Annotated in this window: 18 protein-coding genes; 14 read left to right on the top strand and 4 right to left on the bottom strand. The window is 60.1% G+C overall.

The features are described 5' to 3' along the window. Positions 1 to 24 precede the first annotated feature (24 nt). The 4 genes from modC to G494_RS0101145 form a co-directional block, all read right to left on the bottom strand. Entirely contained in the window at positions 25 to 1,080 is a 1,056-nt protein-coding gene (modC, locus tag G494_RS0101160) for a molybdenum ABC transporter ATP-binding protein (protein WP_028583045.1), read from the bottom strand. Between the two features lie 3 nt (positions 1,081 to 1,083). Then, positions 1,084 to 1,764 carry a molybdate ABC transporter permease subunit gene (gene modB, locus G494_RS0101155; protein ID WP_269746542.1) on the bottom strand — a complete coding sequence of 227 codons (681 nt, stop codon included), beginning with the start codon at positions 1,762 to 1,764 and terminating at the stop codon, positions 1,084 to 1,086. Between the two features lie 70 nt (positions 1,765 to 1,834). Further along, entirely contained in the window at positions 1,835 to 2,596 is a 762-nt protein-coding gene (modA, locus tag G494_RS0101150) for a molybdate ABC transporter substrate-binding protein (RefSeq protein ID WP_028583043.1), read from the bottom strand. Positions 2,597 to 2,783: 187 nt separating this feature from the next. After that, entirely contained in the window at positions 2,784 to 3,581 is a 798-nt protein-coding gene (locus tag G494_RS0101145; RefSeq protein WP_035245030.1) for a TOBE domain-containing protein, read from the bottom strand. Positions 3,582 to 4,377: 796 nt separating this feature from the next. On the opposite strand from G494_RS0101145, the gene G494_RS0101140 reads away from it, so the two are divergent. The 14 genes from G494_RS0101140 to G494_RS0101075 all read left to right on the top strand — a co-directional run bounded on the left by G494_RS0101140 (position 4,378) and on the right by G494_RS0101075 (position 19,807). Beyond that, positions 4,378 to 5,073 carry a PspA/IM30 family protein gene (locus G494_RS0101140; protein WP_028583041.1) on the top strand — a complete coding sequence of 232 codons (696 nt, stop codon included), beginning with the start codon at positions 4,378 to 4,380 and terminating at the stop codon, positions 5,071 to 5,073. Next, positions 5,070 to 5,738: a YqiJ family protein gene (locus tag G494_RS0101135; RefSeq protein WP_028583040.1), complete on the top strand. Its 669-nt coding sequence runs from the start codon at positions 5,070 to 5,072 to the stop codon at positions 5,736 to 5,738. Before G494_RS0101140 ends, G494_RS0101135 begins: the two co-directional genes overlap by 4 nt. A gap of 36 nt (positions 5,739 to 5,774) precedes the next feature. Further along, positions 5,775 to 7,646: a flotillin family protein gene (locus G494_RS21340; protein ID WP_084456250.1), complete on the top strand. Its 1,872-nt coding sequence runs from the start codon at positions 5,775 to 5,777 to the stop codon at positions 7,644 to 7,646. A gap of 897 nt (positions 7,647 to 8,543) precedes the next feature. Further along, positions 8,544 to 8,951, top strand: a complete 408-nt coding sequence (locus G494_RS0101125) for a 4Fe-4S dicluster domain-containing protein (protein ID WP_028583039.1) — start codon at positions 8,544 to 8,546, stop codon at positions 8,949 to 8,951. Positions 8,952 to 8,959: 8 nt separating this feature from the next. Then, a complete protein-coding gene (locus G494_RS0101120; protein ID WP_028583038.1) occupies positions 8,960 to 9,844 on the top strand; it encodes a CoB--CoM heterodisulfide reductase iron-sulfur subunit B family protein in 885 nt (294 codons plus the stop codon). A gap of 48 nt (positions 9,845 to 9,892) precedes the next feature. Further along, positions 9,893 to 10,675, top strand: a complete 783-nt coding sequence (locus G494_RS0101115) for a 2Fe-2S iron-sulfur cluster binding domain-containing protein (protein WP_028583037.1) — start codon at positions 9,893 to 9,895, stop codon at positions 10,673 to 10,675. Between the two features lie 39 nt (positions 10,676 to 10,714). Next, positions 10,715 to 12,391: an FAD-dependent oxidoreductase gene (locus G494_RS0101110; protein WP_028583036.1), complete on the top strand. Its 1,677-nt coding sequence runs from the start codon at positions 10,715 to 10,717 to the stop codon at positions 12,389 to 12,391. 354 nt (positions 12,392 to 12,745) lie between these two features. Then, positions 12,746 to 13,771, top strand: a complete 1,026-nt coding sequence (locus G494_RS0101105) for a molybdopterin-binding protein (protein ID WP_028583035.1) — start codon at positions 12,746 to 12,748, stop codon at positions 13,769 to 13,771. A gap of 93 nt (positions 13,772 to 13,864) precedes the next feature. Then, on the top strand, positions 13,865 to 16,600 hold the full coding sequence (locus G494_RS0101100) for a delta-60 repeat domain-containing protein (protein WP_028583034.1): 2,736 nt from the start codon (positions 13,865 to 13,867) through the stop codon (positions 16,598 to 16,600). A gap of 67 nt (positions 16,601 to 16,667) precedes the next feature. Beyond that, the gene (gene gspG, locus G494_RS0101095; RefSeq protein ID WP_028583033.1) at positions 16,668 to 17,126 is read left to right on the top strand and encodes a type II secretion system major pseudopilin GspG; all 459 of its coding nucleotides are present in this window, start codon (positions 16,668 to 16,670) and stop codon (positions 17,124 to 17,126) included. A 42-nt stretch (positions 17,127 to 17,168) separates the two neighbouring features. After that, entirely contained in the window at positions 17,169 to 17,687 is a 519-nt protein-coding gene (locus G494_RS0101090; protein WP_028583032.1) for a prepilin-type N-terminal cleavage/methylation domain-containing protein, read from the top strand. Positions 17,688 to 17,693: 6 nt separating this feature from the next. Further along, on the top strand, positions 17,694 to 18,113 hold the full coding sequence (locus G494_RS0101085) for a type IV pilus modification PilV family protein (RefSeq protein WP_028583031.1): 420 nt from the start codon (positions 17,694 to 17,696) through the stop codon (positions 18,111 to 18,113). Next, on the top strand, positions 18,106 to 18,780 hold the full coding sequence (locus G494_RS0101080; protein WP_028583030.1) for a PulJ/GspJ family protein: 675 nt from the start codon (positions 18,106 to 18,108) through the stop codon (positions 18,778 to 18,780). Before G494_RS0101085 ends, G494_RS0101080 begins: the two co-directional genes overlap by 8 nt. Further along, a complete protein-coding gene (locus tag G494_RS0101075) occupies positions 18,773 to 19,807 on the top strand; it encodes a type II secretion system minor pseudopilin (RefSeq protein WP_161629915.1) in 1,035 nt (344 codons plus the stop codon). The genes G494_RS0101080 and G494_RS0101075 overlap by 8 nt, the downstream gene beginning before the upstream one ends. Positions 19,808 to 19,813: the final 6 nt, after the last annotated feature.

Here is a 19,813-nt window from a genome sequence, read left to right as displayed (position 1 = left end):
GGAATATCAGGTAGCCCATGGCCATCAGAAAATCCGCTTAAAGGCCGAGGCCTTGATGGCGGCCACCAGCCTGGAGCCTTGGCTGATTTCCAGTTCCCGTACCGCCTCCGGCACAATCTGGGCAATAAGCCGGCTGTTGCCGCAGCCCAGTTCGACCCGCACCCGGTTGCCCGAGCGATAGAGCTGGCTGACCCTGCACTCCAGGAGGTTGCGGGCGCTGGTCGTTTCCGGGTGCCGTTTGAAGAGGATGATCTCTCGGGCATCCAGTTCAAACAGGTTCTCCTCCTGCTCGCCCGGCTCGGTCAGGATCAGGGCGGTGTCTCCCCAGGGATAGCTGAAGAGGTCCCGGTGCGGCCTGGAGCGGCCCAGGCTGAGGAGGTTGACGTAGCCCTGGCGGTCGGCCTCCCAGGAGGATCGGGCAAGGGATTCCGTGGCCAGCCGGCGGCGGATACTCCCCTGTTCCATCACCAGGACCTCTTCGGTCATCATCCGCATCTCCAGCATGGAGTGGCTGATAAAGATCAGGGGGATCTTGAACTCGCTGAAGACCCGCTTGAGATAGGGGATAATCTGAAACTTGAGATGCTCGTCAAGGCCGTTGAGCGGCTCGTCCATCAGGATCAGCCTGGGGCAGGTCAGGACGGTTCTTGCCAGGGCCACCCGCTGGCGTTCCCCGCCGGAAAGGGTGGTGACGTCGCGCTCCAAGAGCGGCTCTATGCCGAGGACCTCAAACAGGGTCTCCGGCCTGATCCGTCTCTCTGCGGCCCTGGTCCGTCTGTAGCCGTAGAGCAGGTTTCGGCGGACACTCATGTGGGGGAAGAGATGGGCATGCTGAAAGACCACCCCGATCCGCCGTTGTTCCGGCTTAGAGTCAATCCTCCGGGCCCGGTCAAAGAGGGTCTCGCCGTCGAGCCGGATGGTGCCGCTGTCCGCGCTGCTTAGGCCTGCCAGCAGGTGCATCAGGGTGGACTTGCCGCTGCCCGAGGGGCCAAAGATCCCGGTGCGGTCGCTGGAGAGGGCGCATTCACAGTCGAGTCGAAAGTTGCCCACCGTCTTGTTGAGTCGCAGCTCCAGCAGCATGGGTTAGCTCCTCTTCAACCTGCGGCCTGCCGCTTCACTCACCAGCAGTACCGTAAAGGAGAGGGCGATGGAAACCAGGCATAGGGTCAGGGCCATCCGGTCCCCTCCCGGGGTGCTGGTGTATTCGTAGATCGCCAGGGGGATGGTCTGGGTGACCCCCGGGATGTTGCCTGCCAGGATCACGGTGGCGCCGAATTCGCCCAGGCTGCGGGCAAACATCAGGGTCATGCCGGCAAAGATTGCCCGCCCACTCAGGGGCAGGATAATGGTCAGGAGACTGTCCCACCAGCCTGCACCCAGGGTGCGTGAAACCTGGAAAAGTGCGGGGTCGATGGACTCCATGCCGAGCCGGATGGAGCGCACCAGCAGCGGAAAGCCGACCACGGCCGAGGCAATGACCGCGCCGCTCAGGCTGAAGATCACCCGCAGCTTGAGGCTGTCCAGGAACTGGCCGATCCAGCCGTGCCGGCCAAAGGCCAGCAGGAGGAGATAGCCGACCACCACCGGCGGCAGCACCAGGGGCAGATTGATCAGACCCTCGAGCAGGGCGGTCCCGCGTATCCTGGCAAAGGCGAGCAGGTAGGCCACCCCGATCCCCAGGGGGGTGGAGATGAGGGTGGCGGTGGTGGCCACCTTCAGGGAGAGGCCCACTGCCTGGATGTCCTGGGGGGAGAGCGTCAGCATGGGCGGCAGCCTCCTTTAGCTCCAATGGGTATGATGGGTACGCTGGGTACGATGAGCAGCACGGGCTCCATTACTCAGGCAGGGAAAATCCGTACTTGCTGACAGTGGCGCCACCGCCCCTGGAGGTGACAAATGCGTAAAAGGCCTGTGTTGCGGCCTTGGAGGAACCGGCCCTGGTCATGGCCAGGGGATAGGTGACCTGGCTGTAGAGTTCCCGGGGCACCTCGAAGAGGATCTTTGCCCGGCCGGCCAGACGCGCGTCGGTCTTGTAGACAAAGGAGCCGTCGGTCTCGCCACGATCGGCGTAGATCAGGGCCTGGCGGACATCCTTGGCCATCACCAGCTTGCCGGCGGTGAGCAACTGCTCATACAGGCCGGCCTTCTCCAGGGCCTGGCGGGCATACTGGCCGGCCGGCACGCTCTTGGGGCTGCCGATGCCGATACGCTCCAGGTTGGGCAGGTCGCTAAGACCGGCAACCTGCTGCTCCGTGCAGCCGACAAAGACCAGGCTGTTGTGGGCAAAGGTCCTCAGGCTGGAGCGTTCTATCTTCTCCTCTGCCAGCAGAAACTGCATCCATTTCGGGTTGGCCGAGACATAGAGATCGGCAGGGGCGCCCTGGTTGATCTGTTTTGCCAGGCCGCCTGAGGGGCCGAAGTTGGGGAGAACGGTTATGGCCGGATGCTCCCTGGAAAAATGAGCGATCAGCTCCTTGAAGACCTCGGTCATGCTGGCGGCGACCGAGATCCGCAGTTCCTCGGCATGGAGGCTGGGGCTGAAGAGACAGCTGACAGCAAGGAGGGCGGCGGCCAGAAATGGGGTTGTTCGCTTCATGGGATTTCTCCGATCCTGATCGGGTTAAACGGGTTAAAGGAGTTAAATGATCTCAATAGTCACAAATTTTCGACCATGGCTGCAGCAGCGTAGGGCAATTACAGTTCATGGCCTGCCGGTATCCGGCGGTTCTGCCTCCCTGACTTCAGGCTGCTGCCGGGGTGTGCATGGAGCGGGATCCTCCGGATCAGGGGAGGGCCAGGAGGACGCTTGATGCCTTGATGACGGCCGCGACCTCCAGCCCCTGTCCGAGGCCGAGCCTGCGGACGCTTTCGCTGGTCAGGATGGAGGTGACCGTGTTGCCGCCGGCAATATCGATGATCACCTCGTCGTTGACCGCGCCGCCGATAATCCGGTTGATGGTGCCGCGGAGGATGTTCCGGGCCGAGATCTTCCCGGGATCGACCTCCAGGGAGAGGAGCACCGAGGGGGCCTTGACGATGGCATGCACCGCCTTGCCCGGCTCCAGGCCGAGTCGCTTAACCGAGTTATCGGTGATGGTGGCCACGATGGTATCCCTGCCCTTGAGGCCCACGGTAACGACGCTGTTGACTACTCCCTTCTCGATGGCCGTGACATTACCGAGCCAGACGTTGCGTGCACTGATCTTCATTTCCATTCCCCTCAGGGTGGTGAGCATGGCATAGGCCTCTTCCGGGCTGTCATGGAAAAAGCTGACCAGCTGTTTCAGTTGCTGCCGAAAGAGTGAGGCCCGGGCAAGGAAGTCGCGGCCGTCCCGGGTGAGGAGCGTGCCCCCGCCGCCGCTTCCCCCGGTTTGCCGGCTGATCAGGGGGCTGGGGGAAAGGTTGTTGATGGTTTCTAGCCGCTCCCAGGCGGCCTTGTAACTGAGGCCCACGGATTTGGCTGCCTGGTTGATGGAGCCGCTGGCACCAATGGCCTCCAGCAGGCTGATGATCGGGTCTTCCCGGTTGCTGCCGTCACTCAGCTGGCAGAGCAGTGCAGCCGAAGAGACGGCCTGGGTCATTTTTTTCAAGAGATCTCTACCCCTATGATTCGTTATGCGTTTATGGAATAGCGAATATACATACTGTCGGTTTACTGTAAAGCAGAAAAGCGGCCAGAATCATAAGTTTCTTATTTCGACCAGGCAGGAAGAGGGCGTCGAATGGCCGGATTGTCCTGCTTTACCGGGGATCGCGTTTCGCGAAAGGAGAGGGGGCTGGGAGGGTGATTTCTGCCCCTTGGGCTGAGGGCTCGGCAAGAGGGGCTGCCTGGCAGGGACAAAAGGGTAGGAAAAGGTACATTTCTGTAGAGGGGGGCCACGATGGTACCCTTTGTGCTCCAGGTCAGGCACCTTTTTGGGCAGACCTTGAGCAACAGGGGCGCAGGCGATGTTGTCGACCACGCTGAATGGAGAGGGAACAGCTCTCCTGCCAGCTGTTTGGAGCGTACTGTTCTTGCCCCCATGAAATAATCGCCTTTTTTTTCAAGCCGCTGCTGCAGGATTCGGCCAGAAGCCTTGCGCTGAAACGATTTTTCCCGGAATTTCCATGGTTTGACAAGCGGCTATCCCTTTTGATATCCTTTGTGTAGCTGTGCCGTTCCATCCGGCCTGCAGGCCCAGCAGAGCAGCAGGGCATTGCCCGGACAAGGACGGTGTCGCCTCTGTGATGCCAGGGACCACCTGATTGTCAGCAAAAGAGGTGGACTCCCCGTCCCTTGCCCCTCCATTTCCCTGTTGGATAGAGCTGCCGGACAACCCTGGTCTCAGGATTCTCTTCCAGATCCCCACCTCCACCTGAAAAAAAGGAGCAAGACAGATGAAAGAAGGATTGATAGCCCGTACCGGCCGGATCCTCAGCGGCACTCTCCATTCGCTGATCGATACCTTTGAAAGCGCCGTGCCAGAGAGCGTTATGACAGAAGCGCTCCGTGAGATCGACGCTGCCATCGATGAGGTCAGAGCCGAACTCGGTAGCCTGCTTGCCGCCAACCATCTGGCCGGCAAGCGCTTGCTGGAGGCCAAGAGGCAACACCAGGAGCTGAGCCAAAAGATCTCTGTTGCCCTGAAGGAATCCCGCGAGGATCTGGCCGAGACTGCCGTGGCCCGGCAACTGGACCTTGAGGCCCAGATCCCGGTCCTGGAAACGACCATCAGCGACAACAGCAGCCAGGAGAAGGAACTGGAGCGTTTTATCACTGCCCTGCAGGCGAAACGTCGTGAGATGGAGGAGGATATCCGCCAGTATCGGCAGAGTTTGAATAGCAGCGCCGCGCCGGCTAACTCTTCACCGGCCGCAACTGAGCAGAGGAGCCGGAGCCTTGAAGGCACGGTTGAGCGGGCAAGTTCAGCCTTTGATCGGGTCTTTGAGCAGGCCACCGGGATCGGTGCTGCCTCAGCCGGTCCAACGGACCATCACTCCAGGGCCAAGCTGGCGGAACTGGATGAACTGGCCAGGAAGCATCGTATCCAGGAGCGTCTGGCCGCGCTCAAGACGGATATGGGCGAGCAATGATCTCATTTCTGTTGGCCCCGGAAAACAGCCCCTTCACCGTTGCCCTGGTTATGATGCTGGCAATAGCCCTGGTGGAGGGGATCACCACCCTCATCGGCGCAGGACTGTCCGACCTGTTGGAGTCGGTGCTGCCCGAGCTTGAGCTTGATCTGGATGCGGATCTTGATGCAGATCTACAGGCGCCAGGGGTGTTCACCCGGTTTCTGAGCTGGCTGCGTATCGGCCAGGTCCCTGTCCTTATCCTGGCCATTGTCTTTCTCACCGTTTTCGGCCTGCTTGGTCTGATCTCCCAATCCGTTTCTGCCGCCATCAGAGGTGCACCGCTGCCGGCCTGGCTGGCGGTTCTGCCCACCCTGCTGCTCGCCCTGCCCCTGGTCAGGATCAGCAACGGGGTGCTGGTGCGCATCCTGCCCAAGGATGAGACAGAGTCGGTCTCTGAGGAGAGCTTCATCGGCCGAATCGCGGTCATCACCCTGGGCCGGGCAAGCAAGGGGCGACCGGCCCAGGCCAGATTGAAGGATCAATTCGGTCAGGCCCATTACATCATGGTTGAACCGGATAGCGAGGAAACCTGCCTGGATCAGGGCAGCACGGTTCTTATTGTCAGCCGGAAAGGCGCCGGATTCACGGCGATAGAAAATCCCAGTCAGGCCCTGAGCCCCTGAGCAGCTGTTCTTTAACAAACAAGAGGAGATACGTACATGTTTTCAAATATTTTTGAGCTGTTGATCATTCCCGGGATCATCCTCATAGCCCTCCTGGCCATGGGCATGATCATTGCCCGGATGTATCGCCGCGCGACCAAGGAGATTTCTTTTGTCCGGACCGGCTTTGGCGGCCAGAAGGTCATCATGAATGGCGGCGCCCTGACCGTACCGGTGTTGCATGAGATCATCCCGGTCAATATGAATACCCTGCGGCTCGAGGTGCAGCGGGCCAACAATCAGGCCCTGATCACCCGTGACCGCATGCGGGTGGACGTGATGGCTGAATTCTATGTCCGGGTCAAGCCCACCAACGAGTCCATTGCCAATGCCGCCCAGACCCTTGGGATGAAGACCATGAACCCCAGCGAGCTCAAGCAGTTGGTCGAGGGGAAGTTTGTCGATGCCCTCCGAGCGGTAGCCGCAGAGATGGCCATGGAGGAGCTGCATGAGCAACGGGTCGATTTTGTCCAGAAGGTGCAGCAGGTCGTTTCTGAGGACCTGTTGAAAAACGGACTGGAGCTGGAGTCGGTCTCCCTGACCGGCCTTGATCAAACCAGCAAAGAACATTTCAACCCTGATAATGCCTTTGATGCAGAGGGTTTGACCAAGCTCACCGAAGAGATAGAGGAGCGGCGGCGTAAACGAAACGAGATAGAACAGGATACCGAGGTGGCGATCTCCCAAAAGAACCTGGAGGCGGAACGAAAAAAGCTGGAGATTGAACGGGAGACCGAATATGCCCGTCTGGAACAGGAGCGGGAGATCCAGATCCGCAAGGCCGCCCAGTCTGCCGAGATCACCCGTGAACAGGCCGAGAAAAAACGCGATGCCGAGCAGGCGGAGATCCAGGCCAAGCAGCAGGTCGACACCGCCAGCATCAATGCGGACAGGGCCGTGGAAGAGCAGCGGATTGAAAATGAGCGGCAGCTCAAGGAAAAGGATATCCTCAGGGTCAAGGTGCTGGAGACGGCTGAAATCGAGCGGATGAAGACCATCGAACTTGCCGAGCAGGAGAAGGCGATTGCCATTGCGGAGCGCTCCAGGGCCCAGTCCGAGGCCCAGGCCGAGGCTGATCGGGCACGTTCCATCGCGGTCAAGGAGGAGGAGGCGGTGGTTACCGTGCGTGAGACCGAGGTCGCCGAGCGCGCCAAGGCGGTGGAGCTGGTGCAGGCGCACCAGGCTGCCGAAAAGGCGGCGATCTCCATCAAGGTGGCCGCTGAAACAGAGAAGATGGCTGCCGAAGACAATGCCGAATCAGTGAAGATCCTTGCCAACGCGGAGGCGGATAAACAGCGGATACAGGCCCAGGGTGATGCTGAGGCCGAGAAGCTGCGAGCCGAGGCGGCAGCCAAGCGCTACCAGGTGGATGCCGATGGCCAGAGGGCCTTGAACCAGTCCCACAACATCCTCTCCGCCGAGCAGGTCGCCATGCAGATCAGGATGGCCCTCATCGAACACCTGCCTGCCATCATTCGCGAGAGTGTGAAGCCCATGGAGCAGATCGACGGTATAAAGATTGTTCAGGTCGACGGACTCAACCGCGCGGCCTCAGGCAGCCCGGCAGAGGGGGCCAGCCGTGTCAACCTCTCCGAGCAGTTGGTTGAGAGTGCCCTGCAGTATCGCGGCCAGGCGCCTCTGGTCGATTCGCTGCTGGCAGATATCGGTCTCCACGGCAAGGGCTTGAATGATCTAACCGCTGTGCTTCAGGGGGCACCGGCCTCCCTCTCCCCGGAGGACGGGGCCCAAAAGCTGTCGGCGGAGCAGTTGGCGGCCGAACAGATGGTGGCGGCACAGCTGGCGGGCGAAGAGCTCAGCAGCGATCCCCTTCCTGGTGGAGACGAATCAGGTGTCCCTGCAGCAGGCTGAGGCAGGCTCTCATACAAAAGCCCCCATTCCCTCCTCTTCTGATCTCGATTATTCTCCTCCCCCAGAGAAGAGGGGGGCTTCACAGGCGGCAGCAAGTCGCTGGCAGCGGTGCAGGTGTACCTGTTTAGGGCATTAGAGCATCCTGAATAATGGTTCTTTCGTCCAACCTCTGGGGTTATGGCAAAAAAAAACTTGGAATATCATTTGCATAGCTGTGGTACTATTTTTCGCATGTCTTGATGTGGAACAAAACAGCCAATTGTCCAGGATACCCTTCAGTGAATCCTGCTCCCATCTGCGGTTGAAGCAGGTGAGCGATAGCGACGAATACCGACTGAGGGCAATCCGGAGGCCGGTTTTTGCTGACTGCCTGCCGGCTCGGTCCTCTTCTTTTTTCAGTTTGACTCCATCCTGATTCTTTTTCGAGCCCACAAGTGGATTTTTATGTTCTCTCTGGCGCCGGTCGTCATGGCCCGGCTTGGGCCGGGGCCCCGAAAAAAGGGGCCTGCAGCCAGGCAGGGGCTGAGCTCCGGAGGCCCGGAAATAGTGAGCCCTGCAGGCTTCCCTAAATAAAGGAATGAGGGCTCATTCATGGGTAATTGCCTAATGCTTTGTAACTAAAGACCATAATCGCTCTTGAAAAGAACACCCCTCTCTGGTAAATATTATCGAGTCAAAATGGTCTACTGTTTGGGCTAACCTGTTTTTTTAAGGCTATGCAGTTTGATGCTCTGGTTCCGGTGGATGCTTTGTGGAACTGAGCGGGGGGTGAGCGGAGCCGGCCTTTATCCGGCGGCAACGAGCGCAGTCCAGGATCCTTGAGAGGCAGGAAGGGTGATGACGCAACCTTCTGATGGTATAGGAGGCTATTTCACTGTTTACAGGAAGAGAATCAAAATGACATTAAGAATTAACGACAGGACTCTCTCGCGGGAGTCGATCAAGAATCTGAATGAGCTGAGCGGGGAAAATGTAAAACTCTGTATGCAATGCGCGACCTGTACCGGGATGTGCCCCATGGCGGCAGAGATGGACTACAGTCCCCGCAAGGTGATGCATATGGCGCAGTTCGGGCTGCAGTCCAAGCTGGAGGAGATCAATACCTACTGGAAGTGTGCATCCTGCCATGCCTGCACCGTCAAGTGTCCTCGGGGGATTGATATTGCCAAGGTTATGGAAGCCCTGCGCCAGCAGACCCTGCGGACCAACACGAATTATATTGAGCCTTCGGAAATGTCGGCCGAGACGATTGCGGAATTGCCGCAGATTGCCCTGGTCGCCGGATTCAGAAAAATGACCAGCTAGGGAGAGCAATGAAAATCAGTTATTATCCCGGGTGTACCTTGAAAACCAAAGCCAACAATCTGGAAAAGGCTGCGGTTGCTTCTCTGGAAGCGCTCGGTATCGAGGTGGAAGAGATTGACAGATGGAATTGCTGTGGTGCGGTGTATTCACTGACAGCCGATGACCTTATTCATCACGTTGGACCGGTACGTAATCTTATCCGGGCCAAAGAGATGGGGGCCGACAAGCTCGTGACCCTCTGTTCCATGTGTTACAACACGTTGGCGCGAGCCAATCAACTCATGAAAGACGATGAAGTAAAGCGCGATACCATTAACCGCTTTATGGATGATGAAATCGATTATAGCGGCGAGGTGGAGGTGGTGCACTATCTCACCTATCTCCAGGAGCAGGTCGGTTGGGACAAACTCAGGGAGCAGGTCAAGGTGCCGCTCACCGGTCTCAAGGTGGGCACCTACTACGGCTGTACCCTCCAGCGTCCTGCCGAGGTGGGCATCGAGCCCATGGGCAGCTATACCCAGATGACCGGTCTGCTGGAGGCCCTGGGGGCCACGGTGGTGCCGTTTAATGCCGCGGATAAGTGTTGTGGCTCCTACCAGGTGCTGGGTGCGGCTCCGGGTGAAAACAGTGCAGCCAGCGCCATTCTCAACAGCGCCGCCGGCGCCGGCATCGAGGCCCTGGCCACCAGCTGCCCCCTCTGCGAGTACAACCTGGGCAAGCAGCAGCAACAGATGCTGGAGAAACAGGCCATCGAGCAGGGGGTACCGACCTTCTACTTCAGCCAACTGCTGGCCGTGGCCCTGGGGATCGATCCCGAACTCTGCCGCTTTGAACTCAATGACGGCCAGAGCCTGGAACTGTTAAAGAGCAAGAACTACCTGGCCGCAGCCTGATTGCGCCCTGGTGTTGAAGCATATTTTGTGAGTGAATGGAGAACAACCATGTGTGAGACGACAAGTACACCCAAGTTTGCTACCGGGGATCGGGCCATTTTACCTGAAGGTGCCAGCACGATTCCCATCTATGTCATGGGCAAGATGTATGAGGTGCCTGAGACCCTGACCATCATGAAGGCAATGGAATTCGCCGGCTTCCGCTTCCTGCGCGGCGCCGGCTGTCGAGGTGGTATCTGCGGGGCCTGTCCCACGGTCTTCCGTAAGGCCGGCGACTACAAGCTCCACTACGGCCTGGCCTGCCAGACCGTGGTCGAGCCCAACATGTACCTGGCCCAGATCCCGTTTTTCCCGGCCAACCGGGCCAGTTACGATATCGAGGAGATGAGCGGTCTGGCCGATGCCATCCATGCCCTCTATCCCGAGTTGTTCCGTTGTGTGTCCTGTAACCTCTGTACCAAGGCCTGTCCCATGGACGTGGATGTCCTGGGCTATATCTCGGCCCTGAAGCAGGGCAATATCGAAAAAGCCGCCCGCCTCTCCTTTGACTGTATCCAGTGCGGTCTCTGTGCCAGCCGCTGTATGGGTGAGATCCCCCAGTACCATATCGCCCAGTTGGCCCGGAGGGTCTTTGCCCGCTATATCCAGCCCCAGGCCGAGCACCTGAAGAGTCGGGTGACCGAGATCGAGGCCGGCAAGTATGACCAGATGCTCGATGAGATGAGTGGTATGAGCAAGGATGATTTAGAGAAGACCTATGTGGATCGTGAGCGTGAACCGGATATGGTCGAGCCGGGTTCCTGGATGCCGCAGGACAGGCAGTATCTCTAAGAAAAAAAATATCGATTATCTGGTTATAAGGAGATTGTCATGGGATATACACCCGAGTTAAAAGAACTGATCAAGAAGGTTGAGGCCACCCGCCCGGAGCGAGTGGCCAAGGCGCGTCGCGAAGAACATTATCCGGCCCTGAGTATGGATGGGCGCCGGGAGGTATTGAGTAAGTTCCACCCCGATTACCAGGAAGATGCCAAGCGTGAGGTCAAGGTCGGCCCCAACAAGGGCGATGTCTTCCAGGAAGGCGTGACTGCCCTGTTGGAGTCCCGCTCCGTGGTCCGGCCGGACAAGGTGGACCTGGGCAAGGTGGATATGGAAACCGATGTCCTGGTGATCGGCGGCGGTGGTGCCGGTACCTCGGCAGCCATCATGGCCGCAGACGCCGGCTGCAAGGTCATTATCGCCAACAAGCTCCGTCACGGTGATTCCAACACCATCATGGCCGAGGGCGGCATCCAGGCTGCGACCCAGGAGTGTGATTCTCCCTACTATCACTTCCTGGACACCATCGGCGGCGGTCACTTCTCCAACCAGCGTGACCTGGTGGCGGCCCTGGCCAAGGATGCCCCGCTCTCCATCGCCTGGCTGGAAAAGCTGGGCATGATGTTCAACAAGTACGAAGACGGCCGGACCGTGGTTCGCCACTGCGGTGGTTCTTCCCGCAAGCGTCTCCAGTCCGCCGGAGACATGACCGGTGCAGAGATCATGCGGGTGGTCCGCGATGAGGCCCGCAACCGGGCCGAGATGATCAGCGTGATCGAGTTCAACCCCGCGGTTGAGCTGCTCCTGGACAGCGAAGGCAAGTGCGCCGGCGCCATCCTCTTCAACATGGAGACCCACGAGTTCACCATTGTCAAGGCCAAGGCCGTGGTCATGTCCACCGGTGGTTTCGGTCGCCTCCACATCAAGGGCTTTGCCACCACCAACCACTATGGTGCCACCATGGACGGCGTGGTCATGGCCTACCGGGCCGGCGTGGGCAACAAGTCGCTCCACTCCACCCAGTATCACCCCACCGGAGTCAGCTATCCTGAGCAGAACGTGGGCCTGCTGATCACCGAGAAGGTGCGCGGCCTTGGGGCGCATGTCCTCAACAGTGACGGCGAGCAGTTCTGTTTTCCCCTGGAGCCCCGCGACGTCGAGTCTGCCGAGTTGATTCAGGAGGCCATGGCCAAGGGTAAGGGCATCATGACCCCCACCGGTCGGGTCGGGCTCTGGCTGGATTCCCCCATGATCGAAGAGTTGCATGGAGCGGGTACGGTCAAGAAGGAGCTGCCTGCCAAGTTCATCCAGTTCGAGCGCCACGGCATCGACATCTCCAAGGAGCCCATGCTGGTCTACCCGACCCTCCACTACCAGAACGGCGGGATCAACGTGGACGGCGATACCAACACCGTGCTGCCCGGCCTGTTCGGCGCCGGTGAGGTTATCGGCGGGGTCCATGGTGAGAACCGGCTGATGGGCAACAGCCTCCAGGATATCATCACCTTTGGTCGCCGGGCCGGGATCAATGCCGCCGAGTATATCAAGGGCGGGGTGGAGATCAAGGAGCTTTCCCTGGATCACGTCATCAAGTTTGAGCAGGATCTCCAGGAGGCCGGAATTGAGAAGCCGAAGGTCGCCCCGATCCTGCTGCCCGACTACTCCACCGATGAGGTAGCCGAGCGCCGCTGGCCCGAGGCCCTGACCGAGGGGACGCCCGGCTTGTAAGGTTTTCTTGTTCAGACAGCTGTTGTGGTATCAAGGTCACTGCGCCCTCGGGCGCAGTGACCTTTTTTTGTGCGCTTTGCTTCACTCTTCGGGCCGTTTCCCTCTGTTCCGCTGGCAGAGCCTTTGTAGCCCCCCTCTGGGGGCCCATGCCTGCAGGTCGTGGCCTGCTCTGCTTTGGCTGGCTCGGGTGGTTGAGGTTGCATTTTTTCCGGAGAAGGGTACATTCCTTCCGGAGAAAAGAACCTTCAGGTCCATGACCAGCTGATTTTTGTTATGAACAGGATTTGTGGAAAACACCATTGGTAACAGCCCCAGGGTTGAGAGGAAAGGGAAGCAAGCATGGCAGATGTATCGATGAAACGATGTGTTCCGGTGGAGCAGGCCGTGGGGATGGTCCTGCCCCATGATATTACCGAGATTGTCCGGGACAGCTTCAAGGGCAGGGCCTTTAAGAAGGGGCATGTTATCCAGCCAGAGGATGTGGAGCATCTCCGGCGATTGGGCAAGGATAACATCTACGTGCTTGAACTCAGCGAATACGAGATCCATGAGAACGAGGCCGGCTTACTCCTGGCCCAGGCCCTTGCTGGTTCTGGTGCAGAATTTGCAAAGGATGTGGTGGAGGGTAAGGTGGCGATCAGCGCTGCCTGCGACGGTCTGCTCAAGGTCAATCAGGAGGCCCTGCTCCAGTTCAATATGCTGGGCGAGGTGATGTGCGCCACCCTCCAGGACAACACTCCGGTGCAGCAGGGTGAGCAGATCGGGGCCACCCGGCTGATCCCCCTGGTGGCCAGGAGGCGACTGGTGGAGCGCGCCGTCTCCATTGCCTCGGTTGACGAGCCGATCCTGCGGGTCCTGCCCTTGCGGCAGGTCCAGGCCGGCCTGGTGATCACCGGTAACGAGGTCTATTACGGCCGGATCGAAGACCGGTTTGAAGAGGTGCTCCGCGACAAGCTGGAGGCCCTGGGCTCTGAGGTGATCGAGGTGGGCTTTGCCCCTGATAACCCGGAGCATATCGCGGCAGAGATCCATAAGTGCCTTGCCAGGGGTGCCGAACTCATCGTCACCTCAGGGGGGATGTCGGTGGATCCCGACGACGTCACCCGGCAGGGGATCAAGGCGGCCGGTGCCTCTGATATGGTCTACGGCACCCCGGTGCTGCCAGGGGCCATGTTCCTGGTGGCCAGGATCGGCGAGGTGCCGGTGCTTGGCCTGCCTGCCTGTGGGATGTTTCACCATGTCACCGTCTTTGACCTGGTCCTGCCCCGGATCCTCAGCGGTGAGGCCATCGGCAGGCGGGAACTGGCCGAGCTTGGCCACGGCGGGCTCTGCCGGAACTGTAAACACTGTCAGTATCCGATTTGTTCGTTTGGCAAATGACAAACTCGGTATTATCATAAAGTTATTGACCAGGTCGCCGATAAGAGAGGTGCGGGAATTTTCATCATCAAGCTCTTCTACAGGTAGAATCCTATGAACAGACACAGGCTGCTCCTTGTTTATGTTTGTCTTGTTGCCTTTCTGCTGAGCTGGGACACGGTCCTGGCCGGCTATACCCTGGATCGTTCTTTTGGTGAGCAGGGCAGGGCAGGTGACCTGGTCTGGAGTTATGGCGCCCGGGCCAACGATGTGGTGGTGCAGAGCGACGGCAGGATCATCGTTGCCGGCTCCGCTTCCAGCAGCGCTGATCATGATTTCTCCCTCTTGCGCCTGCTTGCCGATGGTCGTCCTGATCCCAGTTTCAATGAGGATGGTCGGGTAACCACCGCCGTGGGGCGTCAGGATGACGAGGCCCTGGCGGTCGGTCTGCTCAGCGACGGTCGGATCGTGGCCGGGGGCTACAGTTTTAACGGTACGGATCGTGATTTTGCCCTGGCCTGTTACCTGGACGATGGCTCACTCGATCGCTCCTTTGGCCAGGAGGGGGTGGTGGTGTTGCCCATTGGCAACAGTCACGATGAGGTCACGGCCCTGGCAATCGGGCCCGATGATCGGATTGTGGTCGCCGGTGTGGCCGATGGAACCAATGGCCGGGTGATGGTGGCGGCAGCTTTTTTGAGGGACGGCTCATCCGATCTGGGCTTCGGGGAACAGGGGGTCGCTCTCTTCGGCATTGGTGCGGACGCCATTGCCCAGGGCGTGCTGATCCAGGAGGGCGGCCGGATCGTCCTCTCCGGTTCCTACCGGGACGGGGAGACCACCTCCCGGGTGCTGGTGGGCCTGCAGGCCGACGGCAGCCTGGAGACCGATTTTGGTGTGGAGGGGCTCACCCCGGCTGCGACCGCCTTTGCATTCAGTGAGGGCTACGGTCTGACCCAGGACGCGGCAGGAACTCTCTACCTGGCCGGCGCCGCAGGCCTTGAGGGGCAGCGGGATCCGGTCCTCTTCCGTTTCTCCAGCCAGGGGGAGGTCGATCACTCCTTCTCCCAGGGCGGTTACCTGCTCTTTCAGGGTGGCCCTGAAGATGATGTCCTCTACGATGTCCAGGCCACCGGGGGCACGACCCTGGTGGCCAGCGGCTATTCCACCCGGGAAGGGGTGCGTCGACTCTTCGTGGTCTCCCTGGAGCTGAATGACCAGCCGAGCGGCGTCGATAATGATCCCCAGCCGGCGGCCTCGGCAGCCGGCCTCGCCCGTCAGGATGCACCGGTCTCGGTTTCTCCGCTGAGTGTCCTGGAGAGCTCCCGGGCGGGCGCTGCCGGAACGATCCAGGTGCAAGAGTTGAAGAGCAGGGCCTCTTTTCAGGACTATCTGGGCAAGGGCGCATTGCTGCACAGGGAGCAGGACGGCCTTGGTCGCTTAGAGGATCTTGCGTCCGCCTCCTGGTGGTCCCTGGGATCCGGCAAGGGGGTGAGGGCTCACCTCGGCTGCCTGCTGGAACAGCTCTCCTCCTTCCTGGTCCCCACTGTTGTCGCAGCCGAACTCCCCGATTCCCAGTCCCAGGCGCCTGAAGAACAGGTGGTGGAGCTGGCCGGCAAGGAGGCCGTGGGCAACGGTCTGGCCGTGCTGCCCGACGGCAGGGTGGTGGTGGTCGGTACCCAGACCGATGGCCATGCCGTGGACAGCATGGCCGTGGTCCGGCTTCAGAGCGAGCAGCAGCTCAGCAGGGATGCCTCTGCCGACGGTCAGACCAGCCGTTTTATCTCCACCAAGCCGATCACCGAGATCACCCGCACCGGCGCCTTGAGCGGAGGTGAGATCCTGGTGGGCCTGAGCGGGGTGACCAAGCGGGGTGTGGTCTTCAGCATTGCCCCGGATCCGGTCTTCAAGGAGGCCAGCGGCGGCAGTGACTCGGGCAGCGGCCTGAGTGTGACCATCACCAGCCCGGTCGATAATGCCGAGGTCACCACCCTGACCCCGTCGCTTACTGTGACCACCTCGGAGAAGGCCACCTGCGGCTACAATCAGGGCACTGATGTCGGCTTTGCCTCCACCACCAAGTTCCCCGACGGCCTGGCCACCTCCCACTCGGCCCAGTTGTCCGGCCTCACCGATGACCAGTCCTATACCTACTTTGTCCGTTGCCAAACTGCGGATCAGGAGGAAACCGTGGATTCGGTAACCTTTACCATCAAACTGGCGACCAGCGCTGCCGTGTTGGAACGGGTGCTCAACGGAGCCGGCAGCTTCCTGGTGGCTTCGGCCCATGCCACAAATGGTACAACCTCCAGCACCAACGGTACCAGCACCGACACCAGCAACCAGGGCTTGTTCGGCAGCTCCACAGAGGATGACTTTGTAGAGGAGGGGCATACCGAAGACGGCTCAGGCATCGGGCGTTACAGTTCTATCCTCAAGAAGTTGAAGCCTGGTACCACCTACCATGTGCGGGCCTATGCCCAGGTGGGGAGCACGGTCTTTTACGGCAATCAGCAGGTCTTCCGCACCGCCGATGCCTGTTTCATCGCCACCGCCGCCTACGGCACCCTGATCCACCCCTGTGTGCGGTTACTCCGGGATTTCAGGGATGCCTTCCTCCTGAAGAGCAGCCTGGGGCAGGAGCTGGTGGAGTTGTACTATAGTTTGTCCCCGCCCCTGGCCGAGCAGATAGCCAACAGCCGTCTGCTTCGTCTGCTGGTCAGCCTGCTGCTCCTGCCGCTGGTCGGTTTTTCCTGGCTGGCCCTGCAGTTGGGCCTGGTGTCGGCCGTGGTAAGCCTTGGAACCGGTTTTTTCATCCTTGGGATGGTACGCAGCAGGATGGCGGCCTGAGCGGTCGGGCCGGGGCAGCTCGGCAGGAGCAGGATCACACTTTTTTAACTATGCAGGAGTGAAGTAGATGTCACAAAGATATGGTGTTCGGGTGAGAGCAGGGGAGGCAGGGTTCACCCTGATCGAGTTGATGGTGGTCATGGTGATCCTGGGTATCCTGGCCGGCCTGATCGTGCCCAGGATCATGGATCGTCCGGAGGAGGCGCGTCGGACCAAGGCCGCCATCCAGATCCAGTCCATTGAGCAGGCCCTGAAGCTGTACAAGCTGGACAATGGCCAATATCCCAGCACAGAGCAGGGGCTACAGGCCCTGGTTGAGGCGCCTTCGGTGGGCCGCCTGGCCAAGAGATGGCGCTCCGGCGGTTATCTTGAAAAGGGTAAGGTGCCCCAGGACCCCTGGGGCAATGAGTTTATCTACCTCAGCCCGGGACTCCACGGTGATTTTGATCTGCTCAGTTATGGCCCGGATAACGAGCCTGGAGGTGAAGAGAGTGATGCGGATATCAACAACTGGGAGCTGGAGTAGGCTCCACTGGTTATCGCTGTTCCCCGGGAAGGGTTGAGCCCTGTGCCGGACAGCCGCGGATTTACCCTGCTTGAGCTGCTCCTGGTGATGGTGCTCTTGGCCGTGACCACCAGCCTTGCCCTGCCGCGTCTCTCCTCTTTTACCCTGGGTTCACCGCTCCAGCGCAGTGCCCGTAAGCTGACCCTACTCATCAGCCAGTCCGCCCAGGTGGCTGTGCGCACCTCCCAGGCCCACCAGCTGCGGTACGAGCCTCTGGAGAGGACCTTCACCCTGGTCCCCCTGGATTCATCGCGGCGTGAATCGGCTGAGCAGCAGCCTTCGCTGCCTCGCCTGCAACTGCCCGAGGAGGTCGCGGTGAAAGACTTTGGCCGCTACTATCAGGGGGTCCAGTCCGTGGGCATTCTCAGCCTGCTTTTCTCTGCCCAGGGCTACCTGGAGCCGGCCCTGATCCATCTCCAGGATGAGGAGGGCGAGGAGTTGACCCTGGAGCTCTCTCCTTTCTTGAGTCGGGTCTACATCCACCAGGGCTACCTGCCCCTGGAGAAAGAACTCTTCCACTGACATGCCATGAACCCTCTCCATTCCGACCATACCAGGGGCTTTACCCTGTTGGAGGTGATGATCGCCGTGGCCATCCTGGCCATCGGCCTGGTTACCCTGATCGGTTCGCAGTCCCAGAGCATCTCGTTGGTTACGGTGGCCCGCTTTGAAGGTGTGGCCGCTTTATTGGCCCAGGAGAAGCTGACCGAGCTTCGCCTCCAAGCCTTTGAGGAGGTTTCCACGGATCAGGGAGAATTTGGCGAAGAATTTGCAGGGTATATCTGGAAGACCCAGGTAACGGAGCTGGGAGAGGATGATGTCGGGATCGTCGGTGTTGATGAGAGCTTGAAGTCCGTCTACCTTACCGTCAGCCTGGAAGGGGTGAGCGAGCGATCCCTGACCGTGCAGACCATCCTCTTCAAGGAGATCGAGCCAGGTGATGATTAAGCGGGAACAGGGCTTCACCCTCCTGGAGGTGCTGCTGGCCGTGGCGATCCTGGCCGTGGTCAGTTCCATGGTCGGCCTGGCCCTGAAGAGCAGCTTTGCGGTGCTTGGGGCCACTGCCCTGCAGAAGGATGTCCATCGCCAGGCCAGGGTGGTGGTACAGCGGCTGAGTGAGGACCTGGCCGCAGCCCTGGTCGTCCCGGGTATCGACTTCAGCGGCACCTCCAGGGAGATCGATGGTCAGCGCGCCGACAGCCTGAGCTTTGCCTCGCTGGCCCACCTGGTCTTTGATCCGGATGGAGAGCAGGGGGGAGTGGCTGAGATCTCCTATCTGGTGGAGAGTGAGGAAAAACAGCCCGAGCGCCTCCGACTGCTCCGTCGCGATCACCGCCTGCGACCGGGTCAGGAGGGAGCAGAGGGGAGTGGTTTTGTCCTCTGTAAAGATCTCCGCTCCCTGAGTCTGGCCTATGTCGGTGCTGATGGTCAAAAGATTGACACCTGGGAGGGGGGCAAGGCTGAGGAGCAAGAGGACGAGACGGCCCAGCTTCCGCGGGCGGTTTTTCTGACCCTCGAGTTCTGGTTGGATCAGGAAGAGGAGCAGGTGGCGGTTTTTCGTTCGGCCGTCTGGATTCCCGCTGCCCAGAACCTTGGGGATGGGGACCGTGGCTAGCCGTTGGCAACCAGGAGGCCAGGAGGGGGTGGCCCTGTTGCTCGCCCTGGTGACGGTGAGCTTTCTGGTGGCCGTGACCGTGCAGCTGTTGGCCGACGTGGATCGGCAGATGGAGGATGCCGCTGTGATGACCAGTATGGTCAGGCAGGAGAGCCTGATGCTTTCCGGCCTGAGCCTGGCCCAGGCTGCCCTCTATGGTGACCAGCTGGAGAACAAGGTGGACTCGGGCCATGACAGCTGGGCCACCCTGGGCAAGGAGGGGATCGAGGTGCTCAGCGACCGTGAGGCCCTGCTGATCAGGGTGGAGGACCTTTCCGGCAGGCTGGCGATCAATGCCCTCCAGCTCAAGAAAAAAAAGGAGCTCTCCAAGGCGGACCAGGAGCAGCTGGAGGCCAGGCAGCAGGCCCTCCACCAGCTCTGGCTGCGTTTTCTTGCCCAGGAGCGTTTTGGTCTGGAGGGGAGCGAGGCCGCCAGGGAGGTCCTTGACGGGATCCTGGACTGGCTTGACCAGGATGACGATACCCGGGAGTATGGGGCGGAAAAGGGCTACTATCAGGGCCTGGAGCCCGGCTACGAGAGCCGCAACGGGCCGGTCCTCTACCGGGAGGAACTGCTCCTGGTCAAGGGGGTGACCCCGAAGCTCTTTTTCGGGGACGGCCAACACGAGGGCATCGGCAGCTATCTCACGGCAGGCAGCGATGAGGATGGCACCATTAACCTGAATACCGCACCCGGTCCGATCCTCCAGGCGCTCCACCCGGAGCTCAGTGAGGAGATGGTCCAGGCCATGATCAGCTATCGGCAGGAGATCGATCACCGGGAGGCGCTGGCAGAGCCGACCTGGTACCAACAGGTAAGCGATCTGCCCGGTGATATCGTCCTGGACAAAACACTGCTCTCGGTGGTGGGGAGACGTTTTCAGGTGACGGTAACGGCAGGGGAGCAGCAGGGGCGCAGGACCGGGGTCGGGGAGGTCAGCCGGGCCGAGAACGGTGCCCAGCAGATCCTCCATTGGAAGGTTCAATAATAAACT

This window comes from Desulfogranum mediterraneum DSM 13871 (genome assembly GCF_000429965.1).
Classification (GTDB): domain Bacteria; phylum Desulfobacterota; class Desulfobulbia; order Desulfobulbales; family Desulfobulbaceae; genus Desulfogranum; species Desulfogranum mediterraneum.
Note: the sequence above shows the minus strand (reverse complement) of the source record. Positions and strands in the feature narration are given on the sequence as shown.

Bases quoted from the DNA above. Each gene is read 5' to 3' on its own strand.
- G494_RS0101135 (WP_028583040.1), top strand. From the start codon at position 5,070: ATGATCTCATTTCTGTTGGCCCCGGAAAACAGCCCCTTCACCGTTGCC.
- G494_RS0101080 (WP_028583030.1), top strand. From the start codon at position 18,106: ATGATTAAGCGGGAACAGGGCTTCACCCTCCTGGAGGTGCTGCTGGCC.
- G494_RS0101115 (WP_028583037.1), top strand. From the start codon at position 9,893: ATGTGTGAGACGACAAGTACACCCAAGTTTGCTACCGGGGATCGGGCC.
- modA (WP_028583043.1), bottom strand. From the start codon at position 2,596: ATGAAGCGAACAACCCCATTTCTGGCCGCCGCCCTCCTTGCTGTCAGC.
- modC (WP_028583045.1), bottom strand. From the start codon at position 1,080: ATGCTGCTGGAGCTGCGACTCAACAAGACGGTGGGCAACTTTCGACTC.
- G494_RS0101105 (WP_028583035.1), top strand. From the start codon at position 12,746: ATGAAACGATGTGTTCCGGTGGAGCAGGCCGTGGGGATGGTCCTGCCC.
- G494_RS0101120 (WP_028583038.1), top strand. From the start codon at position 8,960: ATGAAAATCAGTTATTATCCCGGGTGTACCTTGAAAACCAAAGCCAAC.
- G494_RS21340 (WP_084456250.1), top strand. From the start codon at position 5,775: ATGTTTTCAAATATTTTTGAGCTGTTGATCATTCCCGGGATCATCCTC.
- G494_RS0101125 (WP_028583039.1), top strand. From the start codon at position 8,544: ATGACATTAAGAATTAACGACAGGACTCTCTCGCGGGAGTCGATCAAG.
- G494_RS0101085 (WP_028583031.1), top strand. From the start codon at position 17,694: ATGAACCCTCTCCATTCCGACCATACCAGGGGCTTTACCCTGTTGGAG.
- G494_RS0101145 (WP_035245030.1), bottom strand. From the start codon at position 3,581: ATGACCCAGGCCGTCTCTTCGGCTGCACTGCTCTGCCAGCTGAGTGAC.
- modB (WP_269746542.1), bottom strand. From the start codon at position 1,764: ATGCTGACGCTCTCCCCCCAGGACATCCAGGCAGTGGGCCTCTCCCTG.
- G494_RS0101140 (WP_028583041.1), top strand. From the start codon at position 4,378: ATGAAAGAAGGATTGATAGCCCGTACCGGCCGGATCCTCAGCGGCACT.
- G494_RS0101110 (WP_028583036.1), top strand. From the start codon at position 10,715: ATGGGATATACACCCGAGTTAAAAGAACTGATCAAGAAGGTTGAGGCC.
- G494_RS0101100 (WP_028583034.1), top strand. From the start codon at position 13,865: ATGAACAGACACAGGCTGCTCCTTGTTTATGTTTGTCTTGTTGCCTTT.
- gspG (WP_028583033.1), top strand. From the start codon at position 16,668: ATGTCACAAAGATATGGTGTTCGGGTGAGAGCAGGGGAGGCAGGGTTC.